This is a genomic window from Shigella flexneri 2a str. 301, from assembly GCF_000006925.2.
Classification (GTDB): Bacteria; Pseudomonadota; Gammaproteobacteria; order Enterobacterales; family Enterobacteriaceae; genus ECMA0423.
The window spans coordinates 1,008,648-1,032,638 of the sequence record NC_004337.2; the positions used below are offsets into that span (position 1 = coordinate 1,008,648).

Sequence of the window (23,991 nt, forward strand, 5' to 3'; positions counted from 1 at the left end):
CAACCAGTATCACTTATTTAAGTGATAGTCTTAATACTAGTTTTTAGACTAGTCATTGGAGAACAGATGATTGATGTCTTAGGGCCGGAGAAACGCAGACGGCGTACCACACAGGAAAAGATCGCAATTGTTCAGCAGAGCTTTGAACCGGGGATGACGGTCTCCCTCGTTGCCCGGCAACATGGTGTAGCAGCCAGCCAGTTATTTCTCTGGCGTAAGCAATACCAGGAAGGAAGTCTTACTGCTGTGGCCGCCGGAGAACAGGTTGTTCCTGCCTCTGAACTTGCTGCCGCCATGAAGCAGATTAAAGAACTCCAGCGCCTGCTCGGCAAGAAAACGATGGAAAATGAACTCCTCAAAGAAGCCGTTGAATATGGACGGGCAAAAAAGTGGATAGCGCACGCGCCCTTATTGCCCGGGGATGGGGAGTAAGCTTAGTCAGCCGTTGTCTCCGGGTGTCGCGTGCGCAGTTGCACGTCATTCTCAGACGAACCGATGACTGGATGGATGGCCGCCGCAGTCGTCACACTGATGATACGGATGTGCTTCTCCGTATACACCATGTTATCGGAGAGCTGCCCACGTATGGTTATCGTCGGGTATGGGCGCTGCTTCGCAGACAGGCAGAACTTGATGGTATGCCTGCGATCAATGCCAAACGTGTTTACCGGCTCATGCGCCAGAATGCGCTGTTGCTTGAGCGAAAACCTGCTGTACCGCCATCGAAACGGGCACATACAGGCAGAGTGGCCGTGAAAGAAAGCAATCAGCGATGGTGCTCTGACGGGTTCGAGTTCTGCTGTGATAACGGAGAGAGACTGCGTGTCACGTTCGCGCTGGACTGCTGTGATCGTGAGGCACTGCACTGGGCGGTGACTACCGGCGGCTTCAACAGTGAAACAGTACAGGACGTCATGCTGGGAGCGGTGGAACGCCGCTTCGGCAACGATCTTCCGTCGTCTCCAGTGGAGTGGCTGACGGATAATGGTTCATGCTACCGGGCTAATGAAACACGCCAGTTCGCCCGGATGTTGGGACTGTAATCTGGCGTTGCAGACGACCAATCTCTGGCAGTAATGCAATCAATAACCCAACTTGTTGTACGACCAGAGGTTCTTTGCTATCTGCCCGTGGTTCAAGTTGCTGCATCCGCTGTTTCAGGCCAGCTAATGCCTGATTGACGCGTTCTTCATCAGCAGGTTGATGATGTAACGCGTCATCAACATAGCAAACTGCGTCATCAAGAAACGCCAGAATTTCAGGATTAGTTAACTGCTCCCGGTGAGCACCGAGGGCTGAGATATAGCTGGTAAACGTATGGTTAAGGCACAGCAAGCGAAACGCGGCTTCGCGAATTTGCGGGGTAACGTTCGGTTCGCTGGACATATTTGATACCACCGACGCCAGTTCAGCATCACGGTTGTGTGCATCGCGGCGGGCAATACGATACGCCAGACGGTTATCACGCCCCTGATGGTATTGCTCCAGTATGGCATCGAGATAGCGACAGTTGGCCTCTGTGGCGCGTTCGAGCATTCGCGGCAGATTGCGAAACTTCCAGTCAGGCCAGATGTAGCTCACTGCCGCCCACGCAATGGCACAACCAATCAGCGTATCGATTACGCGAGGTAACGCTACTTCAAAACCTTCACCCAGTAAGTTAAAACACAGTAGCACCAAAAGTGTGATGAACATCGTTGCATGAGCGTATTGCACGTTACGGAAGGCAAAAAAGAGCACGCCGGTAATAACCAGCAGCACCAGCTGCCCTTCCAGTGATGGCACAAACCACAGCACAGGAATGCCAATCGCGATACCTACCAGCGTACCAATAATCCTTAACTTCAGGCGGTGGCGCGTGGCGTTATAGTTTGGCTGGCAGACAAACAAACTTGTCAGCAAGATCCAATACCCGTGATGCATTCCGGTTATTTGAATGATGGCGTAGCCGAAGCACAACACCAGCGACATTCTTACCGCATGACGGAAGAGGGCGGATTCCGGCGTGAAGTGACGGCTAAGACGCAGCCAGATATCACTCAATCCGTGCGGGCTGTCATCAGCGAGCTCATTTTCGTCATTATTACGGGGTAGTGCCTGGGCCTGTTCTGATTCAATTGTTGCCAGTTGGGCATCAATGGCGCGTAAATTGTTCAGCAAAAATCCCAGTGTTTTGAGTAAATCGGCGGGTGCGCCGTTATCGCGTATCCGCTCCAGCGCAGCATCAATATGCGTAAAAGCGCGCTCAAAATGCGGATCATGTTGATAAGACTGACGCAACAAAATACAGCGTGACAGTTGCTGGCACGCCTGGCCCTGCATCGACATCAGCCGCTGAAAACGGAACAGCACGTCGCTGTGGCGAAAATGTTCACGCAATGTTTGATACTGAATATGAGAAGAGCTGGCACGCTCGTGAATATCCTGTGCGACAAAGTAATAATGCAGCGTGCGACGCGTTCCCCGTTGACCACGATCGCCACGTAAGCGGGTCAGCAGCGAGAGTTTCGTCTGATTCAATGTCGCCATCAGCTGACCGTTGGCGAGAGCCAAATCGTACAGCGGTGCCTGGCTTTCATCTTCAATATCAGGATCAAACATGCGCGACTTGAGCTCAAGATAACGCGCCAGTTGTTCATAGCAACGCGCCAGGTTGTCCTGCAGCGGGCGGACCGGGAACAGCAGATGACCAATAAGTGTCAGGACGTTGTACCAGACGGCACCGGCCAGCAGATACATCGGCTGCTGATACCAGTGCTCATACAGTGATGTTCCCAACATAGTGTAAATGGCGATCAGCAATGCACCGAAGGCAATTGTTGCATAGCGTTGACCCAGACCGCCGAGCAAAATGAAGCCGCTGGTAGAGAGCGTTAAGCCAATCGCAAATAGCCAGGGCCAGGGAAACAGCAATTCTACTGAGGCCGAGGCGATAAAAAAGCAGAACAGCGTAATGATGAGGTTACGCAAACGTCCCGCCAGTCGGTCATCGAGATCGGTCAGCGCCGCTGCCACCATCCCCAGCGTTAGCGGAATCGTCAGTTTTACATCACCCAGCCACCACGGAAACGCTGTGGTTCCACAAAGCGCAATAAAAATACGCGCGTAATACAGCCAGGCGCTGTTCCAGGTATAGCGTTTGAGCAAAGGACTTAGCATAAAGGCCATATTAGTGGATTATTCAAAACGACGACGTGCATTGGCTTCACGCGCAGCTTGCGCTGTTTCTACCGATACCACGCGACGACCAACCGGCCATAGTGCAATAGCGGCAATTTTAAAGTTCGCAATGCCGACAGGAATGCCAATGATTGAAATACATTGTGCGATGCCCGTTGCAATGTGCATCAGGCATAACCACCAGCCAAAGAAAATCAGCCAGAAAATATTCAATACCGTACCGCCAGTATTCAGCAACACATTTTTGCCAGCCGGGTTCAGTTCATCGACATGAATAGCTTCATTGCCATAAGGCACCAGAGACAGTTTAGTGATCTCCCAGCAGGATCGTGTCAGCGGTAAGGTAAAAATCAGCACAATACTGACCAGAGTCGCCAACAGCCAGCCCAGAGTGGTGGCAAATCCGCCAAGCACAAAGTTCAGAATGTTCAAAACGGTACGCATAAAACCTCGCTTTACTGTGGTTTTCAGTAATGGGCGGCAATTGTAACGTTTTTTTGGGCTGGAGCACGTTTTCTCTGACGGTTACACTGATAAGAAATAATTTCGTGTGGATCTACAGAGTCATGGAACTGAAAGCGACAACGCTTGGAAAACGTCTGGCACAGCACCCTTACGATCGGGCGGTGATCCTCAATGCCGGGATTAAAGTCTCCGGCGATCGCCACGAATACCTTATTCCTTTCAATCAATTACTGGCGATTCACTGTAAGCGCGGTCTGGTATGGGGCGAGCTGGAATTTGTACTGCCGGACGAAAAAGTGGTGCGTCTGCACGGCACAGAATGGGGCGAGACGCAGCGTTTTTACCATCATCTTGATGCTCACTGGCGGCGGTGGAGTGGCGAGATGAGCGAAATTGCGTCTGGTGTTTTACGCCAGCAACTGGATTTGATTGCCACGCGCACTGGAGAAAATAAATGGCTGACGCGTGAGCAAACCTCTGGCGTTCAGCAACAAATCCGCCAGGCTTTGTCGGCGTTGCCGTTGCCGGTTAACCGACTGGAAGAATTCGATAACTGCCGTGAGGCGTGGCGTAAATGTCAGGCTTGGTTGAAAGATATTGAAAGCGCTCGGTTGCAGCATAACCAGGCGTATACCGAAGCCATGCTTACCGAGTATGCGGATTTTTTCCGCCAGGTCGAGTCTTCACCGCTGAATCCGGCGCAGGCCCGGGCAGTCGTTAATGGCGAGCATTCTCTGTTAGTGCTGGCTGGTGCAGGAAGCGGAAAAACGTCGGTGCTGGTGGCCCGTGCAGGCTGGTTGCTGGCGCGTGGTGAAGCGTCCCCTGAGCAAATTTTATTGCTGGCGTTTGGTCGCAAAGCCGCTGAAGAGATGGACGAGCGGATTCGCGAACGGCTACATACCGAAGACATTACCGCACGCACGTTTCATGCGTTGGCGCTGCATATTATTCAGCAGGGCAGCAAAAAAGTTCCGATAGTCAGCAAACTGGAAAATGATACCGCTGCCCGTCATGAACTCTTTATTGCTGAGTGGCGCAAGCAATGCAGCGAAAAGAAAGCGCAGGCGAAGGGCTGGCGGCAATGGCTGACGGAAGAAATGCAGTGGTCAGTGCCAGAAGGTAACTTCTGGGATGATGAAAAATTACAGCGTCGCCTTGCCTCTCGCCTCGATCGCTGGGTAAGTCTGATGCGGATGCACGGTGGTGCACAGGCAGAAATGATTGCCAGTGCACCCGAAGAGATTCGCGATCTGTTCAGTAAACGTATCAAGTTGATGGCCCCGTTATTAAAAGCCTGGAAAGGTGCGCTGAAGGCAGAAAACGCTGTCGATTTTTCGGGCCTTATTCATCAGGCGATTGTGATTCTGGAGAAAGGCCGCTTTATCAGCCCGTGGAAGCATATTCTGGTTGATGAATTTCAGGATATCTCGCCGCAGCGCGCAGCGTTGTTAGCGGCATTACGCAAGCAAAACAGTCAGACGACGTTGTTCGCCGTTGGTGATGACTGGCAGGCGATTTACCGATTCAGCGGTGCGCAAATGTCGCTCACCACCGCTTTCCATGAAAACTTTGGTGAAGGCGATCGCTGTGATTTAGACACGACTTACCGTTTTAACAGTCGTATCGGTGAGGTGGCAAACCGGTTTATTCAGCAGAACCCAGGCCAGCTGAAAAAGCCGCTAAACAGCTTAACCAATGGAGACAAAAAAGCCGTCACGTTATTGGATGAGAGTCAACTTGACGCTTTGCTGGATAAGCTCTCTGGTTATGCCAAACCGGAAGAGCGCATTCTGATCCTGGCGCGTTACCATCACATGAGGCCTGCCAGCCTGGAAAAAGCGGCAACACGCTGGCCGAAGTTGCAAATCGACTTTATGACCATTCATGCCAGCAAAGGGCAACAGGCGGATTACGTCATCATCGTTGGCTTGCAGGAGGGGAGTGGTGGTTTTCCGGCTGCGGCGCGGGAGTCGATTATGGAAGAGGCGCTACTGCCACCGGTTGAGGATTTCCCGGACGCTGAAGAACGGCGTTTAATGTACGTGGCGCTGACCCGGGCACGCCATCGGGTATGGGCACTGTTTAACAAAGAGAATCCCTCTCCCTTTGTGGAAATACTGAAAAATCTGGATGTGCCGGTGGCGAGAAAACCGTAAGAAACAGGTGGCGTTTGCCACCTGTGCAATATTACTTCAGACGGTCAGCGAGATAACGCTGATAATCGGGGATAAGAATATCGACCGCGTCGTTGAAATGCGGCGACTGGATAATGAAGTCTGCCGTTGCCACGTTGGTGGCGACCGGAATGTTCCATACCGTCGCCAGACGCAGCAAGGCTTTCACGTCAGGATCGTGCGGCACGGCATTTAGTGGATCCCAGAAGAATATCAATACATCAATTTTCCCTTCTGAGATCAATGCGCCAACCTGCTGGTCACCCCCCATTGGGCCACTCAACATCGCGTTGACGTTCATGCCGGTCGCGCGGGAAATCAAGTTACCGGTAGTGCCTGTTGCATACAGTACGTGTTGTTCCAGTAACGGTTGATGCCGTTCCACCCAGCTCATCAGCATTTGTTTGCAGTGATCGTGTGCCACCAGCGCAATATGTTTCCGCGCAGGTAAAGTGCGAGTCGTCAGTTCCATAATGTACATCCGTAGTTAACTTTCCTACAGATTACTGTAAGCACTTATCGCTGCAAGATAAAGACCGAAAAAGCCTGCGCACAGGCACAAAAATCTCAGGAAGATGGTTGTTTTTCCGCCCATTGCAGGAAAGTATTTCGCGTTTGTGGGTCAGCCAGTTTAAACCAATACTTCAGCCGTTGTTCTGTGAGCACCTGAGACTGCGGTGGAATAGCATCCAGCTCGGAAACACCCGAAAGCAGCGTACTGTCATCTGCCATCATCGTGGCAAATTGCGGTAGTGAAGCGCGTTTCGCGGATTTGTTATAGCGTTCAACCTCGACCTCATAATCAATCGTTTTTGCCGTTGAGGTAATGGCGAGAATATCCAGCTTTACCGGAATCGGCGTCGCATCGCCATCCAACAATTCAAGGCGCGGCGCGGCATCAAAATGGTTAGCTTCCCGCTCATTCTCCAGGCGAGGCAGGCGAAAATTGACCTGGTTGATGAGCTGGGTATTAAAACTGACCACCAGCGGTGGGGAGATATACAGCCGTTCTTCACTATTGGAAAGATGAATCGTCTTCTCAACGCGAAACACTAACTGATGCGGTCCATTGTCCAGTTCAATGCTGTCCGCACCGCGCAGCAGAGAGCTGGAAACCTTCTTGCCGTCGAGTACCAGAAGATCGACATCGGTTGAAAGCCGCAGCGTGGTGGCAAAAACGGATACCGGCAAACATAATGCAATCAAGGTGGTCACGATGCCGGTTTTCATAGGTAGCTCCTGTCAAAAGACCGCCCGAATAATAATGTGTCAAAATTTTTCTTTAATCATACTTACTAACATATAGACATATTTCCCGCTTTTGCTCTCATTCATTCGTATTAGCTGCATGGTTGGCATGTCGGCTTTGTCGTACACTTTGTTAAACAGTCTGGAGGAAATAATGAAAGAAACCGATATTGCAGGCATTTTAACGTCCACTCACACCATTGCGCTGGTGGGGGCAAGCGACAAACCCGATCGCCCCAGCTATCGCGTGATGAAATATCTACTCGACCAGGGGTATCACGTCATTCCGGTTTCGCCAAAAGTTGCCGGCAAAACGCTGCTGGGCCAGCAGGGGTATGGCACGCTGGCAGACGTTCCGGAAAAGGTCGATATGGTCGATGTTTTCCGTAATTCAGAAGCGGCGTGGGGCGTGGCACAGGAAGCTATTGCCATTGGCGCGAAAACCCTCTGGATGCAACTGGGGGTGATTAATGAGCAAGCGGCAGTACTGGCACGGGATGCCGGGTTAAATGTGGTGATGGATCGCTGCCCGGCTATTGAGATCCCTCGCCTGGGTCTGGCCAAATAAAAAATCCCCGGAAGGCAAAAACCTTCCGGGGATTTGTTCAGGGATTAGTTACGCAGACGCGGGGCCTGGAGTTGTTTGCGGATGGTCTGCGCCAGCTCATCCATGGATGGCTGTTCAGGATGTTCATCCTGCAATTCGCTACTTAGCTGGGCTTCAGCCAGGTAGGTATGAACCGGTAGGCCGTTATCGTCCTCCATCACCACGTGATACCACGGAGCGGCGCGAAGCTCGTCATTCACCGCCAGCTCATCGGGCGACGGTTCAGAGAGCGAATAAACCGGGTCGATATCCACGACCACTCCGAGATAACCTAACAGGGAATGGCGGACCTGCTGGCCGATACCGAATTTGCTGGCAATCATAGTCACCTCCCGGGAAATCTTTACCTTTGATATAAGGGTAAAATTCCACATTTCAAGTTACATGACGCGACAGGCAAACCCTTTCAGATATAGCCCTTCCGGGTAGGTAGCGATCACCGGATGATCGGCTGCCTGACGGAACTGCTCTATAAATTGTACATCACGACCGGCATCAATTGCGGCATCCGCGATGATTTTCTGAAATAAATCGCTGGTCATCAGACCGGAACAGGAGAAAGTCAGGAGAATACCGCCTTCATTCAGCAACTGAATCGCCAGCATGTTGATGTCTTTATAACCACGACACGCGCCCATCAACTGGCTTTTATTCTCAACAAACTTCGGCGGGTCCATCACGATAACGTCAAATTTTTCACCGCGATCGCGATAAGTACGCAGCAATTTAAAGACATCATCACGGACAAACTCAGCCTTGCTCAGATCCAGTTTGTTCAGCTCAACGTTCTGCCGTGCAATATCCAGCGCTTCCTGGGAGGTATCAACGCTGACAACCTGGCTGCAACCGCCCATCAGTGCCGATACGGCGAAACCACCGGTATAGGAGAAACAGTTCAGCACACGTTTATTTTCAACGTAGCGGCGGGTAGCCAGGCGGCTGTCTCGCTGGTCCAGATAGTAGGCCGTTTTGTGTCCGTGGTGAATATCCACCAGCAGGTTCATGCCGTGTTCTTCAATCGGCAGCAGGGCAGGCGGCAACTCGCCGGTGAGGAGGCCGTGGGTCAGCTCCATCCCTTCTTTTTTACGTACCGCAACATCGCTGCGATCGTAAATCGCACATTCCGGGTACAGCGTTTGCAGGGCAGTAATTAATGCCGCGCGCTGATATTCTGCGCCAGCACTCAGCAGTTGCAGCACCAGAAAATTACCGAAACGATCGATAGTAATACCCGGCAGGCCATCAGATTCTCCGGCGATTAAACGATAGCTGTCGAGGCCATCTTTTTGCGCCAGCCAGTCACGCCATTTTTGTGCTTGTTGCAAACGGCGGGAAAAAAAAGCAATGTCGATAGACTCAGACGGGTCAAACGTCCAGACGCGCGCCCGGATTTGCGAAGCTGGCGAATAAGCGCCGCGTGCTAACCATTTTCCCTGATGATCAACAATATCGATGGTTTCACCGAGGCTGGCTTTACCTTCCATGCGGGCAACGGCCCCGGAAAAGACCCACGGATGGCGACGAAGTAATGATTTTTCGCGCCCTTTGGCTAACACTAAACGTACACTCATAATTTACTTTTCTGTCGATGCAAAGAAATGGGCGTCATTGTCCGGAGTTTTCCATGGATTTGCAACGCGTCCATTAAGGATAAGGAGAGCAGCAATGTCGAAAATCTGCATAATTGCCTGGATTTACGGGCGAGTTCAGGGCGTAGGATTTCGCTACACCACACAGTACGAAGCGAAAAGACTGGGCTTAACCGGGTACGCCAAAAATCTTGACGATGGCAGCGTGGAAGTGGTTGCCTGCGGTGAAGAAGGGCAGGTAGAAAAATTAATGCAGTGGTTAAAGAGTGGCGGCCCGCGTTCTGCGCGTGTAGAACGGGTGCTCAGCGAGCCGCATCATCCCTCGGGGGAATTAACCGATTTTCGTATCCGTTAAATACATTTTACCGGTTTTGGCAGGCCAGCAATTTTGGTGGCTTGCTTAGCCGGGCCTTTCGGGAACAGTCGGTATAAATAGCGGCTGTTACCTTTTTCTTCACCAAATTTATTCGCCATCGCTTTTACCAGCATACGAATCGCCGGAGACGTATTAAATTCCAGGTAGAAGTCACGTACAAAACGCACCACTTCCCAGTGTTCTGGCGACAGCGAAATCCCTTCGTTCTCTGCAATCACCACTGCCAGCGGTTCACTCCACTGGCTGCTTTCTTTGAGATAGCCTTCGGTATCCGTTTCTATCTCTTTACCTTCGAAGATCAGCATAATTATTACTACCTTAATCAGACTGGCGGCAGTGTAACAAAAAACAAAGCCCCGCATAAAGCGAGGCTATGAAAGTGTTAGCGGGTGAGATTAATCGCGGCTGGCGAAGCCCAGAATGCTCAGTAGGCTGACGAAGATGTTGTACAGCGAAACATACAGGCTAACCGTGGCACGAATATAGTTCGTTTCACCGCCATGAATGATGTTGCTGGTTTCAAACAAGATAGCGCCAGAGGAGATCAGAATGAAGACCGCGCTGATCGCCAGATGCAGAGCAGGCAGTTGCAGGAAGATATTAGCAATCATACCAATCAGTACCACCACAATACCCGCCATCAGCATACCGCCGAGGAACGACATATCTTTGCGGGTGGTCAGCACATATGCAGAGCAGCAGAAGAACACTAACGCCGTTCCGCCCAGTGCCATAGCGATTACGTCACCCATTCCGGCAGACAGATAGGTGTTCAGAATTGGTCCGAGGATATAACCCAGAAAACCGGTAAAGGCGAATGCGGAGATAATCCCGGTCGGCTTATTCGCCGTTTTATAGGTCAGGAACATCAAACCATACATACCCACCAGAGTCAGAATCAGACCCGGAGATGGCAGCATCAGCACCGTACTGGCAGTTGCGGTAATCGCCGAAAAGGCCAGCGTCAGGCTCAGCAGAAAATAGGTATTACGCAGCACCTTATGGGTGCTAAGCAGTGATGTACGGTCATGTGAAGAACTAACAATACGATCCATTGAGTCACTCTCTATTACAGATGTAATTAATTAAGCAGCATAATGATAATGCGTAAGGGCACCCAGAAGTTTTACCCATCTTTACGCATTTGATCTGGAACAGGTTTAACAGCGGATTATCAGGTCATTAAGCAAATATAACGCCCTGAGAATTTCGACAGGCAAAAGAAAAAGGGGTTAGCATTTAGCTAACCCCTTATCTTATTTGGCGGAAGCGCAGAGATTCGAACTCTGGAACCCTTTCGGGTCGCCGGTTTTCAAGACCGGTGCCTTCAACCGCTCGGCCACACTTCCGGAATGACGCGCACTATAAACATCCCGATGCGGCGTGTAAACCCCTAATTTGTTTGTTTGCCTGAAAAACAGCCAAAAGTGCATTGATAGCGCGAAATAACAGCAGATTGATCATTTCATCACCATGAATTCCTTCTCTTTTACTCGTTTAGCAACCGGCTAAACATCCCCATCGCCCGGCTAAAGAAAAATAGGTCCATTTTTATCGCTAAAAGATAAATCCACACAGTTTGTATTGTTTTGTGCAAAAGTTTCACTACGCTTTATTAACAATACTTTCTGGCGACGTGTGCCAGTGCAGAAGGATGAGCTTTCGTTTTCAGCATCTCACGTGAAGCGATGGTTTGCCTTGCTACAGGGACGTCGCTTGCCGACCATAAGCGCCCGGTGTCCTGCCGGTGTTGCTAGGAGAAGAGACGTGCGATATGAATAACGAGGAAACATTTTACCAGGCCATGCGGCGTCAGGGCGTTACCCGGCGCAGCTTTCTCAAATATTGTAGTCTGGCTGCCACGTCGCTGGGATTAGGCGCGGGAATGGCACCAAAGATTGCCTGGGCGCTGGAGAACAAACCGCGCATTCCGGTGGTATGGATCCACGGTCTGGAATGTACCTGCTGTACCGAATCTTTTATCCGCTCCGCTCACCCACTGGCGAAGGACGTCATCCTTTCCCTGATTTCCCTCGATTACGACGATACCCTGATGGCTGCCGCCGGAACCCAGGCGGAAGAAGTCTTTGAAGACATCATCACGCAATATAATGGCAAATATATCCTCGCAGTAGAAGGTAATCCGCCGCTGGGCGAGCAGGGGATGTTCTGTATCAGCAGCGGTCGACCGTTTATTGAGAAACTCAAACGTGCCGCTGCCGGAGCCAGCGCGATTATCGCCTGGGGAACCTGCGCGTCCTGGGGCTGCGTGCAGGCCGCGCGACCTAATCCGACACAGGCAACGCCTATCGACAAAGTCATCACCGACAAACCCATTATCAAAGTACCTGGCTGCCCGCCGATCCCGGATGTGATGAGCGCCATCATTACTTACATGGTGACCTTTGATCGCTTGCCAGATGTCGACAGAATGGGTCGTCCACTGATGTTTTATGGTCAGCGTATCCACGATAAATGCTATCGCCGCGCTCACTTCGACGCCGGAGAGTTCGTCCAGAGTTGGGATGATGACGCTGCCCGCAAAGGTTATTGCCTGTACAAAATGGGCTGCAAAGGGCCTACCACCTATAACGCCTGTTCCTCCACACGCTGGAATGATGGCGTTTCTTTCCCAATCCAGTCTGGTCACGGCTGCCTGGGCTGTGCGGAAAATGGTTTCTGGGATCGCGGTTCGTTCTACAGCCGCGTGGTCGATATTCCGCAAATGGGTACTCATTCCACCGCCGATACCGTCGGTTTAACCGCGCTTGGCGTGGTGGCAGCAGCTGTTGGTGTGCACGCAGTTGCCAGCTCCGTTGACCAACGCAGACGTCATAACCAGCAACCTACAGAAACCGAACATCAGCCAGGCAATGAGGATAAACAGGCATGAGCACTCAGTACGAAACTCAGGGATACACCATCAATAATGCCGGACGCCGCCTGGTGGTCGACCCGATTACGCGCATCGAAGGCCACATGCGCTGTGAAGTGAATATTAACGATCAGAATGTGATCACCAATGCCGTCTCCTGCGGCACCATGTTTCGCGGGCTGGAGATCATCCTGCAAGGGCGCGACCCGCGCGATGCGTGGGCGTTCGTTGAACGTATCTGCGGCGTCTGTACTGGCGTACACGCCCTGGCTTCGGTTTACGCCATCGAAGATGCCATCGGTATTAAAGTGCCGGACAACGCCAATATCATCCGCAACATTATGCTGGCAACGCTCTGGTGCCACGATCATCTGGTGCACTTCTATCAGCTTGCCGGGATGGACTGGATCGACGTGTTAGATGCGCTGAAAGCCGACCCGCGAAAAACCTCCGAACTGGCGCAAAGTCTCTCCTCTTGGCCGAAATCATCCCCTGGCTATTTCTTCGACGTACAAAATCGCCTGAAGAAATTCGTTGAAGGCGGGCAGTTGGGGATCTTCCGCAATGGCTACTGGGGGCACCCGCAGTACAAACTGCCGCCAGAAGCCAACCTGATGGGCTTTGCCCACTATCTCGAAGCTCTCGATTTCCAACGTGAAATTGTCAAAATTCACGCGGTCTTTGGCGGTAAAAACCCGCATCCAAACTGGATTGTCGGTGGGATGCCTTGCGCCATTAACATTGACGAAAGCGGCGCGGTCGGGGCGGTCAATATGGAACGCCTGAACCTGGTGCAGTCGATTATCACCCGCACGGCAGACTTCATTAACAACGTGATGATCCCCGACGCCTTAGCCATCGGTCAGTTCAACAAACCGTGGAGCGAAATCGGCACGGGTCTTTCTGATAAATGTGTCCTCAGCTACGGCGCATTCCCGGATATTGCCAACGACTTTGGTGAGAAAAGTCTGCTGATGCCTGGCGGCGCGGTGATTAACGGCGACTTCAACAATGTGCTGCCAGTGGATTTGGTTGATCCGCAGCAGGTGCAGGAGTTTGTCGATCACGCCTGGTATCGTTATCCCAACGATCAGGTCGGGCGTCATCCATTCGATGGCATTACCGACCCGTGGTACAACCCCGGCGATGTCAAAGGCAGCGATACCAACATTCAGCAGCTGAATGAACAGGAACGCTACTCGTGGATCAAAGCGCCACGCTGGCGCGGTAACGCGATGGAAGTGGGGCCGCTGGCACGCACGTTAATCGCTTATCACAAAGGCGATGCTGCGACCGTTGAGTCGGTCGATCGCATGATGTCGGCGTTGAACCTGCCGCTTTCCGGTATCCAGTCAACGTTGGGCCGCATTTTGTGCCGCGCGCACGAAGCGCAGTGGGCCGCAGGTAAGTTGCAGTATTTCTTCGACAAGCTGATGACCAACCTGAAAAACGGCAATCTCGCCACTGCTTCCACTGAAAAATGGGAACCTGCAACCTGGCCGACAGAGTGCCGTGGCGTCGGCTTTACCGAAGCGCCGCGCGGAGCGTTAGGCCACTGGGCCGCCATTCGCGATGGCAAGATTGATCTCTACCAGTGCGTGGTGCCGACCACCTGGAACGCCAGTCCGCGCGATCCCAAAGGGCAGATTGGCGCTTATGAAGCGGCGCTGATGAACACCAAAATGGCGATCCCCGAGCAACCGCTGGAGATACTGCGTACTCTGCACAGCTTTGATCCGTGCCTCGCCTGTTCAACTCATGTGCTGGGCGACGACGGTAGCGAGCTGATCTCCGTGCAGGTGCGTTAACAGCGAAGGAGAATCATCATGCAACAGAAAAGCGACAACGTTGTCAGCCACTATGTCTTTGAAGCACCAGTTCGTATCTGGCACTGGCTGACGGTGTTATGCATGGCGGTGTTGATGGTCACCGGTTACTTTATCGGCAAGCCGCTACCTTCCGTCAGTGGCGAGGCGACGTATCTGTTCTATATGGGTTACATCAGGTTAATTCACTTCAGCGCCGGGATGATTTTTACCGTGGTCTTGCTGATGCGGATCTACTGGGCTTTTGTTGGCAATCGTTACTCCCGCGAGCTGTTTATCGTGCCGGTATGGCGTAAAAGCTGGTGGCAGGGCGTGTGGTATGAAATCCGCTGGTATCTGTTTCTGGCAAAACGTCCGAGTGCCGATATAGGCCATAACCCCATCGCCCAGGCGGCGATGTTCGGCTATTTCCTGATGTCGGTCTTTATGATCATCACCGGTTTTGCGCTGTACAGCGAACACAGCCAGTACGCTATTTTTGCGCCGTTCCGTTATGTGGTGGAATTTTTCTACTGGACGGGTGGCAACTCAATGGACATTCACAGCTGGCATCGGCTGGGGATGTGGCTGATTGGGGCGTTTGTGATCGGTCATGTCTACATGGCGCTGCGTGAAGACATCATGTCCGACGACACGGTGATCTCCACCATGGTCAACGGCTACCGTAGCCACAAATTTGGCAAAATAAGTAACAAGGAGCGTTCATGAGCGAGCAACACGTGGTGGTCATGGGGCTGGGCAACCTGCTGTGGGCCGATGAAGGCTTCGGCGTGCGGGTGGCGGAACGGCTGTATGCCCATTACCACTGGCCCGAGTATGTGGAGATTGTCGATGGCGGTACTCAGGGACTGAACTTGCTGGGGTATGTCGAAAGCGCCAGCCATCTGTTGATTCTCGATGCCATTGACTACGGGCTGGAACCTGGAACGCTGCGAACCTATGCCGGAGAACGCATTCCGGCCTATCTCAGCGCGAAGAAAATGAGCCTGCATCAGAACAGTTTCTCCGAAGTGCTGGCGCTGGCAGATATCCGCGGACATCTGCCAGCACATATTGCCCTCGTCGGGCTGCAACCCGCGATGCTCGACGACTACGGCGGCAGCCTGAGCGAACTGGCACGGGAGCAACTGCCCGCTGCGGAACAATCGGCGCTGGCGCAGTTGGCTGCGTGGGGAAGTGTGCCGCAACCGGCTAATGAATCGCGTTGTCTCAATTATGACTGTCTGTCGATGGAAAATTACGAAGGCGTTCGCTTGCGCCAGTACCGGATGACACAGGAGGAGCAGGGATGAGCAACGACACGCCATTTGATGCGTTGTGGCAACGAATGCTGGCGCGCGGCTGGACGCCGGTCAGTGAATCCCGTCTTGACGACTGGCTTACGCAAGCGCCAGACGGCGTGGTGTTATTAAGCAGTGACCCGAAACGCACGCCAGAGGTCAGCGATAATCCGGTAATGATTGGCGAATTACTGCACGAGTTTCCCGACTATACATGGCAGGTGGCGATTGCTGACCTTGAGCAGAGCGAAGCCATCGGCGATCGCTTTGGCGCCTTTCGCTTTCCTGCCACTTTAGTGTTTACCGGCGGAAACTATCGCGGCGTGCTGAATGGTATTCACCCGTGGGCGGAACTGATAAACCTGATGCGCGGGCTTGTCGAACCGCAGCAGGAGCGTGCCTCATGAGCGAAACTTTTTTCCATCTGCTGGGGCCAGGAACGCAACCGAACGATGACAGTTTCAGCATGAATCCACTGCCGATCACCTGTCAGGTGAATGATGAACCGAGTATGGCGGCCTTGGAGCAATGTGCTCACAGCCCGCAGGTGATTGCGCTGTTAAACGAGTTACAACATCAACTAAGCGAACGCCAGCCGCCGTTGGGCGAGGTGCTGGCAGTCGATCTGTTAAATCTCAACGCCGACGATCGTCACTTTATCAATACGCTTCTCGGGGAAGGGGAAGTGTCAGTGCGCATTCAGCAGGCTGACGACAGTAAAAGTGAAATACAGGAGGCGATCTTCTGCGGATTATGGCGGGTGCGCAGACGTCGCGGCGAAAAGTTGCTGGAGGACAAACTGGAAGCTGGCTGCGCGCCGCTGGCGTTGTGGCAGGCGGCAACGCAAAATCTCTTGCCGACAGATTCGCTGTTACCGCCGCCCATTGATGGCCTGATGAATGGCCTACCGTTGGCGCATGAGTTACTGGCACATGTACGTAACCCCGACGCGCAGCCGGACAGCATTAATCTGACGCAATTACCCATCAGCGAGGCTGATCGGCTTTTTCTCTCGCGTCTCAATGGGCCGGGAAATATTCAAATTCGTACCATTGGCTATGGCGAGAGCTATATCAACGCCACGGGGTTACGCCATGTCTGGCATTTACGCTGTACGGACACCTTAAAAGGCCCGTTACTGGAAAGTTATGAAATCTGCCCAATACCGGAAGTGGTGCTGGCAGCGCCAGAAGATTTGGTCGACTGTGCCATCAGGTTAACGAGGTATGTCAATGGCTGGCGGGAGCTGCACCCACGAAAAACGGGTGCGCAGACGTCGCGGCGAAAAGTTGCTGGAGGACAAACTGGAGGCTGGCTGCGCGCCGCTGGCGTTGTGGCAGGCGGCAACGCAAAATCTCTTGCCGACAGATTCGCTGTTACCGCCGCCCATTGATGGCCTGATGAATGGCCTACCGTTGGCGCATGAGTTACTGGCACATGTACGTAACCCCGACGCGCAGCCGCACAGCATTAATCTGACGCAATTACCCATCAGCGAGGCTGATCGGCTTTTTCTCTCGCGTCTCAATGGGCCGGGAAATATTCAGATTCGTACCATTGGCTATGGCGAGAGCTATATCAACGCCACGGGGTTACGCCATGTCTGGCATTTACGCTGTACGGACACCTTAAAAGGCCCGTTACTGGAAAGTTATGAAATCTGCCCAATACCGGAAGTGGTGCTGGCAGCGCCAGAAGATTTGGTCGACTCTGCGCAGCGGCTTAGCGAGGTATGTCAGTGGCTGGCGGAAGCTGCACCGACGTAAAAAGACGGTAAGTATCGCTTTCAGTCTTATGAATATCGCAATCGGCGAATACCTCTGGTCGTAGAGTTTCAGGATAAAGAGGGAGATCTAACATTATCGGGTTATTTTTCTCTCTTCGCCTACAGGAGTGCGCATGTGGGATGTCATTGATTTATCGCGCTGGCAGTTTGCTCTGACCGCGCTGTATCACTTTTTATTTGTACCCCTTACCCTGGGGCTGATTTTTTTGCTGGCTATCATGGAAACCATTTACGTGGTTACCGGCAAAACAATCTACCGCGATATGACGCGCTTCTGGGGTAAGCTCTTCGGTATCAATTTTGCTCTTGGCGTGGCTACCGGCCTGACCATGGAGTTTCAGTTTGGTACTAACTGGTCATTCTATTCCAACTATGTGGGCGATATTTTTGGCGCACCACTGGCGATGGAAGCATTAATGGCCTTCTTCCTCGAATCCACCTTTGTCGGGCTGTTCTTCTTCGGCTGGCAACGGCTGAATAAATACCAGCACCTGCTGGTGACGTGGCTGGTGGCGTTCGGTTCAAATCTCTCTGCATTGTGGATATTGAATGCCAACGGTTGGATGCAATACCCGACCGGTGCGCATTTTGATATCGACACCCTGCGTATGGAGATGACCAGCTTCAGCGAGCTGGTCTTTAACCCGGTCAGCCAGGTGAAATTTGTGCACACCGTCATGGCGGGCTACGTGACCGGGGCCATGTTTATTATGGCGATCAGCGCCTGGTATTTACTGCGCGGACGGGAGCGCGATGTCGCATTACGCTCGTTTGCCATCGGTTCCGTCTTCGGTACTCTGGCGATTATCGGTACCCTGCAACTCGGAGACAGTTCTGCGTATGAAGTCGCGCAAGTACAACCGGTAAAACTGGCGGCGATGGAAGGGGAGTGGCAAACGGAACCTGCTCCTGCACCGTTCCATGTGGTTGCCTGGCCGGAACAGGATCAAGAGCGTAACGCCTTTGCCATCAAAATTCCCGCGCTGCTAGGGATCCTCGCCACTCACTCATTAGATAAACCCGTGCCGGGTCTGAAGAATTTGATGGCTGAAACCTACCCACGCTTGCAACGCGGACGTATGGCCTGGCTGTTAATGCAGGAAATATCTCAAGGCAATCGTGAGCCGCATGTGTTGCAGGCATTCCGGGAGCTGGAAGGCGACCTTGGTTACGGCATGTTGCTCTCCCGCTATGCGCCGGATATGAATCATGTCACAGCCGCACAGTACCAGGCGGCGATGCGTGGCGCGATACCTCAGGTTGCGCCGGTATTCTGGAGTTTCCGCATCATGGTGGGCTGTGGTTCCCTGCTGCTACTGGTGATGCTGATTGCGCTTGTCCAGACGCTGCGTGGCAAAATCGACCAGCATCGCTGGGTGCTGAAAATGGCGCTCTGGAGTTTGCCGTTGCCGTGGATTGCGATTGAAGCCGGGTGGTTTATGACCGAGTTTGGTCGTCAGCCGTGGGCGATACAGGACATCTTACCGACATACTCCGCGCACTCCGCTTTAACCACAGGACAACTGGCTTTCTCACTGATCATGATCGTAGGGCTTTACACCCTGTTCTTAATCGCCGAAGTCTACCTGATGCAGAAATATGCCCGTCTGGGGCCGAGCGCGATGCAGAGTGAACAACCGACGCAGCAACAGGGGTAAAGGAGAAAATCATGTTTGATTATGAAACATTGCGCTTCATCTGGTGGCTGCTGATTGGCGTGATCCTGGTGGTCTTTATGATCTCCGACGGATTTGACATGGGGATCGGCTGTTTGCTGCCGCTGGTGGCGCGTAATGATGATGAACGCCGGATAGTGATTAATAGCGTTGGTGCGCACTGGGAAGGCAATCAGGTCTGGTTGATCCTCGCAGGTGGGGCATTATTTGCAGCCTGGCCCAGAGTGTATGCAGCGGCGTTTTCCGGCTTTTATGTGGCGATGATCCTGGTGCTGTGCTCGCTGTTCTTCCGTCCGCTGGCCTTTGATTATCGCGGAAAAATTGCCGATGCACGCTGGCGTAAAATGTGGGATGCCGGTCTGGTCATCGGCAGTCTGGTGCCGCCGGTAGTCTTCGGTATCGCCTTCGGCAACTTGTTGCTCGGCGTGCCGTTTGCCTTCACACCGCAATTACGCGTGGAGTATCTCGGCAGCTTCTGGCAACTGCTGACGCCATTCCCTTTATTGTGTGGTTTGCTCAGCCTTGGGATGGTGATTTTGCAAGGTGGCGTCTGGTTACAACTGAAAACTGTTGGTGTGATTCATCTGCGTTCACAGCTGGCGACTAAACGCGCTGCACTGTTGGTGATGCTGTGCTTTTTGCTGGCAGGTTACTGGCTGTGGGTCGGTATTGATGGCTTTGTACTGCTCGCCCAGGATGCTAACGGTCCTTCCCATCCGTTAATGAAACTGGTGGCAGTGCTACCTGGTGCCTGGATGAATAATTTCGTCGAATCGCCCGTTTTGTGGATCTTCCCGCTGCTGGGGTTCTTCTGCCCATTGCTGACGGTGATGGCGATTTATCGTGGTCGCCCGGGTTGGGGATTTTTGATGGCATCATTGATGCAATTTGGCGTGATTTTCACGGCAGGCATCACGCTGTTCCCCTTTGTCATGCCGTCAAGTGTGAGTCCAATCTCCAGCCTGACGTTGTGGGACAGCACTTCCAGTCAGCTGACGCTGAGCATTATGTTGGTAATCGTGCTGATATTTTTGCCCATTGTGTTGCTCTACACTCTCTGGAGCTACTACAAAATGTGGGGACGCATGACAACAGAAACTCTCCGCCGTAACAAAAACGAGTTGTACTAAGGAGCAGGAACATGTGGTATTTACTTTGGTTCGTCGGCATTTTGTTGATGTGTTCGCTCTCCACCCTTGTGTTGGTATGGCTGGACCCGCGTCTGAAAAGTTAACGAACGTAGGCCTGATGCGGCGCATTAGCATCGCATCAGGCAATCAATAATGTTAGATATGAAAAGCGGAAACATATCGATGAAAGCGATCTTAATCCCATTTTTATCTCTTCTGATTCCGTTAACCCCGCAATCTGCATTCGCTCAGAGTGAGCCGGAGCTGAAGCTGGAAAGTATGGTGATTGTCAGTCGTCATGGTGTGCGTGCTCCAACCAAGGCCACGCAACTGATGCAGGATGTCACCCCAGACGCATGGCCAACCTGGCCGGTAAAACTGGGTTGGCTGACACCGCGCGGTGGTGAGCTAATCGCCTATCTCGGACATTACCAACGCCAGCGTCTGGTAGCCGACGGATTGCTGGCGAAAAAGGGCTGCCCGCAGTCTGCTCAGGTCGCGATTATTGCTGATGTCGACGAGCGTACCCGTAAAACAGGCGAAGCCTTCGCCGCCGGGCTGGCACCTGACTGTGCAATAACCGTACATACCCAGGCAGATACGTCCAGTCCCGATCCGTTATTTAATCCTCTAAAAACTGGTGTTTGCCAACTGGATAACGCGAACGTGACTGACGCGATCCTCTGCAGGGCAGGAGGGTCAATTGCTGACTTTACCGGGCATCGGCAAACGGTGTTTCGCGAACTGGAACGGGTGCTTAATTTCCCGCAATCAAACTTGTGCCTTAACCGTGAGAAACAGGACGAAAGCTGTTCATTAACGCAGGCATTACCATCGGAACTCAAGGTGAGCGCCGACAATGTCTCATTAACCGGTGCGGTAAGCCTCGCATCAATGCTGACGGAGATATTTCTCCTGCAACAGGCACAAGGAATGCCGGAGCCGGGGTGGGGAAGGATCACCGATTCACACCAGTGGAACACCTTGCTAAGTTTGCATAACGCGCAATTTTATTTACTACAACGCACGCCGGAGGTTGCCCGCAGTCGCGCCACCCCGTTATTGGATTTGATCATGGCAGCGTTGACGCCCCATCCACCGCAAAAACAGGCGTATGGTGTGACATTACCCACTTCAGTGCTGTTTATTGCCGGACACGATACTAATCTGGCAAATCTCGGCGGCGCACTGGAGCTCAACTGGACGCTTCCAGGTCAGCCGGATAACACGCCGCCAGGTGGTGAACTGGTGTTTGAACGCTGGCGTCGGCTAAGCGATAACAGCCAGTGGATTCAGGTTTCGCTGGTCTTCCAGACTTTACAGCAGATGCGTGATAAAACGCCGCTGTCATTAAATACGCCGCCCGGAGAGGTGAAACTGACCCTGGCAGGATGTGAAGAGCGAAATGCGCAGGGCATGTGTTCGTTGGCAGGTTTTACGCAAATCGTGAATGAAGCACGCATACCGGCGTGCAGTTTGTAATGCATAAAAAAGAGCATTCAGTTACCTGAATGCTCTGAGGCTGATGACAAACGAAGAACTGTCTAATGCGTAGACCGGAAAAGGCGTTCACGCCGCATCCGGTCACTTTCAGTTTTACTCTTTCTCGGAGTAACTATAACCGTAATAGTTATAGCCGTAACTGTAAGCGGTGCTGGCGCGTTTAATCACACCATTGAGGATTGCGCCTTTAATATTAACGCCAGCCTGTTCCAGACGCTGCATTGACAAGCTCACCTCTTTGGCGGTGTTCAAGCCAAAACGCGCAACCAGCAGGCTGGTGCCGACAGAGCGTCCCACGACCGCAGCATTGCTCACCGCCAGCATCGGCGGCGTATCGACAATCACCAGATCGTAATGGTCGTTCGCCCATTCCAGTAATTGACGCATCCGATCGCGCATCAGCAGTTCAGACGGGTTAGGTGGCACCTGACCGCGAGTAATCACATCAAAGTCTCCTTTGCCAAAATGCTGGATCACTTTGTTGAGCTCATCTTTACCTGCCAGATATTCCGACAAGCCATGTTCATTACTCACGGTAAACAGGTTATGCGAATAACCACGGCGTAAGTCGGCATCAATAAATAACACTTTTTGATCGGACTGGGCGATCACCGCTGCCAGAGTTGAACTGACAAACGTTTTACCACTGTCTGGCGTCGCACCGGTGATCATCAGAATGTTATTCTCAGTCTCCATCATAGCGAAATGCAGACTGGTTCGTAGCGCACGTACGGCTTCCACAGCAGAATCCGCCGGGTTATCCACCGCCAGGAAGGGGATATTTTTAGTACGATGGCGCTGCTGATTAGAAAATAAATTTTTCTTACGCAGACGGGTGCGTTTATCCAGCCACTCGGACATTGGGATAGTGGAATAAACGCTGATGCCGTGCTCTTCCAGTTGTTCCGGGGCTTCTACACCACGACGCAACATCGCACGCGCCAGCACGGCACTCACCGAAATAAACAGGCCAAGAATAAAACCAAGCACCACATTCAACGCTTTTTTCGGTTTCACTGGCTGCGGCTGAGTGACTGCCGGGTCGATAATCCGCACGTTACCAATGGCACTGGATTTCGAAATACTCAACTCCTGCTGGCGGTTAAGTAATTGCAGATATACCGCACGGCCCGCTTCTACGTCACGACTTAAACGCAACACTTCCTGTTGGGTGGAAGGCATTGCCGATACCCGCTTATTCAGGCGTTTGCGTTCTTGCTCCAGCGTCTGGCGTTTTTCCAGCAGCGCACGATAAGTTGGGTGATCTTTCTTATACAGCTGGGAGATCTCTGCCTCGCGGAAGGTCAGCTCATTGAGTTGATTATCAACGTTCACAATCTGCTCAAGAACGGCTTTGGCTTCCAGGTTAAGGTCAACCGAATCGCGCTGCTGGCGATAAACGTTGAGTTTTTCTTCCGCCTGGTCCAGCTCGCTGCGCACTTCAGGTAACTGGCGCTGTAAGAATTCAAGGCTTTGTGAATCCTGCGCCGCCTGGCGAGCGATATTCTGTTGCAAATAGTTGTTAGCGATGCTGTTCAGAATACGAGTAATCAACTGGGGATCATCACCAGTCATGGTAAGTTCCAGCATCCCGCTTTCTTTACTGCGTTCGCTAACGGTAAAGGTTTCCTGCAATGCGTTAATCGCTTCCAGTTCGGTACGCTGGCTCAGGACAAACTGTGTTCCTGGTTTGGCCTTAATGTCCGCGATAGTCAGCGCAACGCCATCTTTTTCCAGACGCTGGCCGACCATACCATTGACGGTGAACTCTTCACCTTCCAGTGTATAGTGGCCGTTTTCCCCAACCGTGAGTGTCAGTTGCTGATCCTGACCATTCAGTTGTGGAATATGCATCCAGCTGATCGCCAGCTCACCTAGTTTTTCTTTGGTTAATCTCGCCCAGCCGCGACCCACAATCGGAAAATACTTCTGCTCAACTATGTCGCGCAGATTCAGTTCAGCAATGGTTTTACCGAGAATCATGCGCGATTGCAGCAGTTGGATCTCCGGTGCAGACTCGGGCGATGAGTTAGGGATCATATCGCTCAGGCCGCTGAGAATGGCGTTGCCCTGTTTTTGCTCAACCTGGACCAGAGTATCTGCCTGATAAATTGGTGTGCTTAACAGCGATCAGCGTGAATAACGCGGTCACGCTGATAATAAACTTACGGTGATCCCATAACTCGCCGACCAGACGAAGCAGATCGATCTCATTTTCCTGAGTGCTGCCTGGTGGCGTATTCATATTTTTAGTTGTCATCGTATTTTATAAACTC

The 23,991-nt window shown here is 52.4% G+C and carries 22 protein-coding genes, 1 tRNA gene and 1 other annotated feature (1 of these 24 cut by a window edge); of the genes, 13 read left to right on the plus strand and 10 right to left on the minus strand.

The window, feature by feature from the left end:
• Positions 1-1,039 (plus strand) — a mobile genetic element (partial) (it extends 25 nt beyond the left edge of the window).
• Positions 22-432: an IS2 repressor TnpA gene (locus SF0960; protein NP_706881.3), complete on the plus strand. Its 411-nt coding sequence runs from the start codon at positions 22-24 to the stop codon at positions 430-432. (Overlaps the previous feature by 411 nt.)
• Here SF0960 and SF0962 read toward each other — a convergent pair.
• Together SF0962 and yccF are read right to left on the minus strand one after the other, a co-directional pair.
• On the minus strand, positions 1,003-3,168 hold the full coding sequence (locus SF0962) for a hypothetical protein (protein ID NP_706883.1): 2,166 nt from the start codon (positions 3,166-3,168) through the stop codon (positions 1,003-1,005).
• Positions 3,169-3,177: 9 nt before the next feature.
• A complete protein-coding gene (gene yccF, locus SF0963) occupies positions 3,178-3,624 on the minus strand; it encodes a hypothetical protein (protein ID NP_706884.1) in 447 nt (148 codons plus the stop codon).
• Between the two features lie 122 nt (positions 3,625-3,746).
• Between yccF and helD the strand changes: the two genes are divergently transcribed.
• Complete coding sequence (gene helD / locus SF0964) at positions 3,747-5,801, plus strand: DNA helicase IV (protein ID NP_706885.2); 2,055 nt, start codon at positions 3,747-3,749, stop codon at positions 5,799-5,801.
• Positions 5,802-5,832: 31 nt separating this feature from the next.
• Here the strand turns inward: helD and mgsA are convergent, their stop codons facing one another.
• Both mgsA and SF0966 read right to left on the minus strand, forming a co-directional pair.
• The gene (gene mgsA, locus SF0965) at positions 5,833-6,300 is read right to left on the minus strand and encodes a methylglyoxal synthase (protein NP_706886.3); all 468 of its coding nucleotides are present in this window, start codon (positions 6,298-6,300) and stop codon (positions 5,833-5,835) included.
• Positions 6,301-6,386: 86 nt separating this feature from the next.
• Complete coding sequence (locus SF0966; RefSeq protein ID NP_706887.1) at positions 6,387-7,049, minus strand: hypothetical protein; 663 nt, start codon at positions 7,047-7,049, stop codon at positions 6,387-6,389.
• Positions 7,050-7,167: 118 nt separating this feature from the next.
• Between SF0966 and SF0967 the strand changes: the two genes are divergently transcribed.
• Positions 7,168-7,635: a hypothetical protein gene (locus SF0967; RefSeq protein ID NP_706888.1), complete on the plus strand. Its 468-nt coding sequence runs from the start codon at positions 7,168-7,170 to the stop codon at positions 7,633-7,635.
• Between the two features lie 44 nt (positions 7,636-7,679).
• Here the strand turns inward: SF0967 and yccV are convergent, their stop codons facing one another.
• A complete protein-coding gene (yccV, locus tag SF0968) occupies positions 7,680-8,048 on the minus strand; it encodes a heat shock protein HspQ (protein NP_706889.1) in 369 nt (122 codons plus the stop codon).
• Positions 8,049-8,054: 6 nt separating this feature from the next.
• Positions 8,055-9,245 carry a 23S rRNA m(5)C1962 methyltransferase gene (locus SF0970; RefSeq protein NP_706890.1) on the minus strand — a complete coding sequence of 397 codons (1,191 nt, stop codon included), beginning with the start codon at positions 9,243-9,245 and terminating at the stop codon, positions 8,055-8,057.
• A gap of 94 nt (positions 9,246-9,339) precedes the next feature.
• On the opposite strand from SF0970, the gene SF0969 reads away from it, so the two are divergent.
• A complete protein-coding gene (locus SF0969) occupies positions 9,340-9,618 on the plus strand; it encodes an acylphosphatase (protein ID NP_706891.2) in 279 nt (92 codons plus the stop codon).
• Here SF0969 and yccK read toward each other — a convergent pair.
• From yccK to SF4464, 3 genes are all read right to left on the minus strand, one after another.
• Complete coding sequence (gene yccK, locus SF0971; RefSeq protein NP_706892.3) at positions 9,615-10,001, minus strand: sulfite reductase; 387 nt, start codon at positions 9,999-10,001, stop codon at positions 9,615-9,617. The genes SF0969 and yccK overlap by 4 nt on opposite strands.
• 33 nt (positions 10,002-10,034) lie before the next feature.
• Positions 10,035-10,694 carry an HflBKC-binding inner membrane protein gene (yccA, locus tag SF0972; protein NP_706893.1) on the minus strand — a complete coding sequence of 220 codons (660 nt, stop codon included), beginning with the start codon at positions 10,692-10,694 and terminating at the stop codon, positions 10,035-10,037.
• Between the two features lie 206 nt (positions 10,695-10,900).
• Positions 10,901-10,988, minus strand: a tRNA-Ser gene (locus SF4464).
• Between the two features lie 425 nt (positions 10,989-11,413).
• Here SF4464 and hyaA point away from each other — a divergent pair.
• The 9 genes from hyaA to appA all read left to right on the plus strand — a co-directional run bounded on the left by hyaA (position 11,414) and on the right by appA (position 21,694).
• Positions 11,414-12,532 (plus strand): hydrogenase-1 small subunit, encoded by a 1,119-nt coding sequence (gene hyaA / locus SF0973; protein ID NP_706894.2) that lies wholly within the window; start codon positions 11,414-11,416, stop codon positions 12,530-12,532.
• A complete protein-coding gene (gene hyaB / locus SF0974; protein NP_706895.1) occupies positions 12,529-14,322 on the plus strand; it encodes a hydrogenase 1 large subunit in 1,794 nt (597 codons plus the stop codon). The genes hyaA and hyaB overlap by 4 nt, the downstream gene beginning before the upstream one ends.
• 18 nt (positions 14,323-14,340) lie before the next feature.
• Complete coding sequence (gene hyaC, locus SF0975) at positions 14,341-15,048, plus strand: hydrogenase 1 b-type cytochrome subunit (RefSeq protein ID NP_706896.1); 708 nt, start codon at positions 14,341-14,343, stop codon at positions 15,046-15,048.
• Complete coding sequence (gene hyaD, locus SF0976) at positions 15,045-15,632, plus strand: hydrogenase 1 maturation protease (RefSeq protein ID NP_706897.1); 588 nt, start codon at positions 15,045-15,047, stop codon at positions 15,630-15,632. The genes hyaC and hyaD overlap by 4 nt, the downstream gene beginning before the upstream one ends.
• Positions 15,629-16,027 (plus strand): hydrogenase-1 operon protein HyaE, encoded by a 399-nt coding sequence (gene hyaE / locus SF0977; protein ID NP_706898.1) that lies wholly within the window; start codon positions 15,629-15,631, stop codon positions 16,025-16,027. The genes hyaD and hyaE overlap by 4 nt, the downstream gene beginning before the upstream one ends.
• Positions 16,024-17,013: a Hydrogenase-1 operon protein hyaF gene (gene hyaF / locus SF0978; RefSeq protein ID NP_706899.1), complete on the plus strand. Its 990-nt coding sequence runs from the start codon at positions 16,024-16,026 to the stop codon at positions 17,011-17,013. Before hyaE ends, hyaF begins: the two co-directional genes overlap by 4 nt.
• A 506-nt stretch (positions 17,014-17,519) precedes the next feature.
• Positions 17,520-19,064: a cytochrome bd-II oxidase subunit 1 gene (gene appC, locus SF0980; protein ID NP_706901.2), complete on the plus strand. Its 1,545-nt coding sequence runs from the start codon at positions 17,520-17,522 to the stop codon at positions 19,062-19,064.
• 11 nt (positions 19,065-19,075) lie between these two features.
• The gene (gene appB, locus SF0981; RefSeq protein ID NP_706902.1) at positions 19,076-20,212 is read left to right on the plus strand and encodes a cytochrome bd-II oxidase subunit 2; all 1,137 of its coding nucleotides are present in this window, start codon (positions 19,076-19,078) and stop codon (positions 20,210-20,212) included.
• A gap of 183 nt (positions 20,213-20,395) precedes the next feature.
• Positions 20,396-21,694, plus strand: a complete 1,299-nt coding sequence (gene appA / locus SF0982; protein ID NP_706903.2) for a phosphoanhydride phosphorylase — start codon at positions 20,396-20,398, stop codon at positions 21,692-21,694.
• A 114-nt stretch (positions 21,695-21,808) separates the two neighbouring features.
• Here appA and SF0983 read toward each other — a convergent pair whose 3' ends face one another.
• A complete protein-coding gene (locus tag SF0983) occupies positions 21,809-23,755 on the minus strand; it encodes a hypothetical protein (RefSeq protein ID NP_706904.1) in 1,947 nt (648 codons plus the stop codon).
• Positions 23,756-23,991 lie beyond the last annotated feature (236 nt).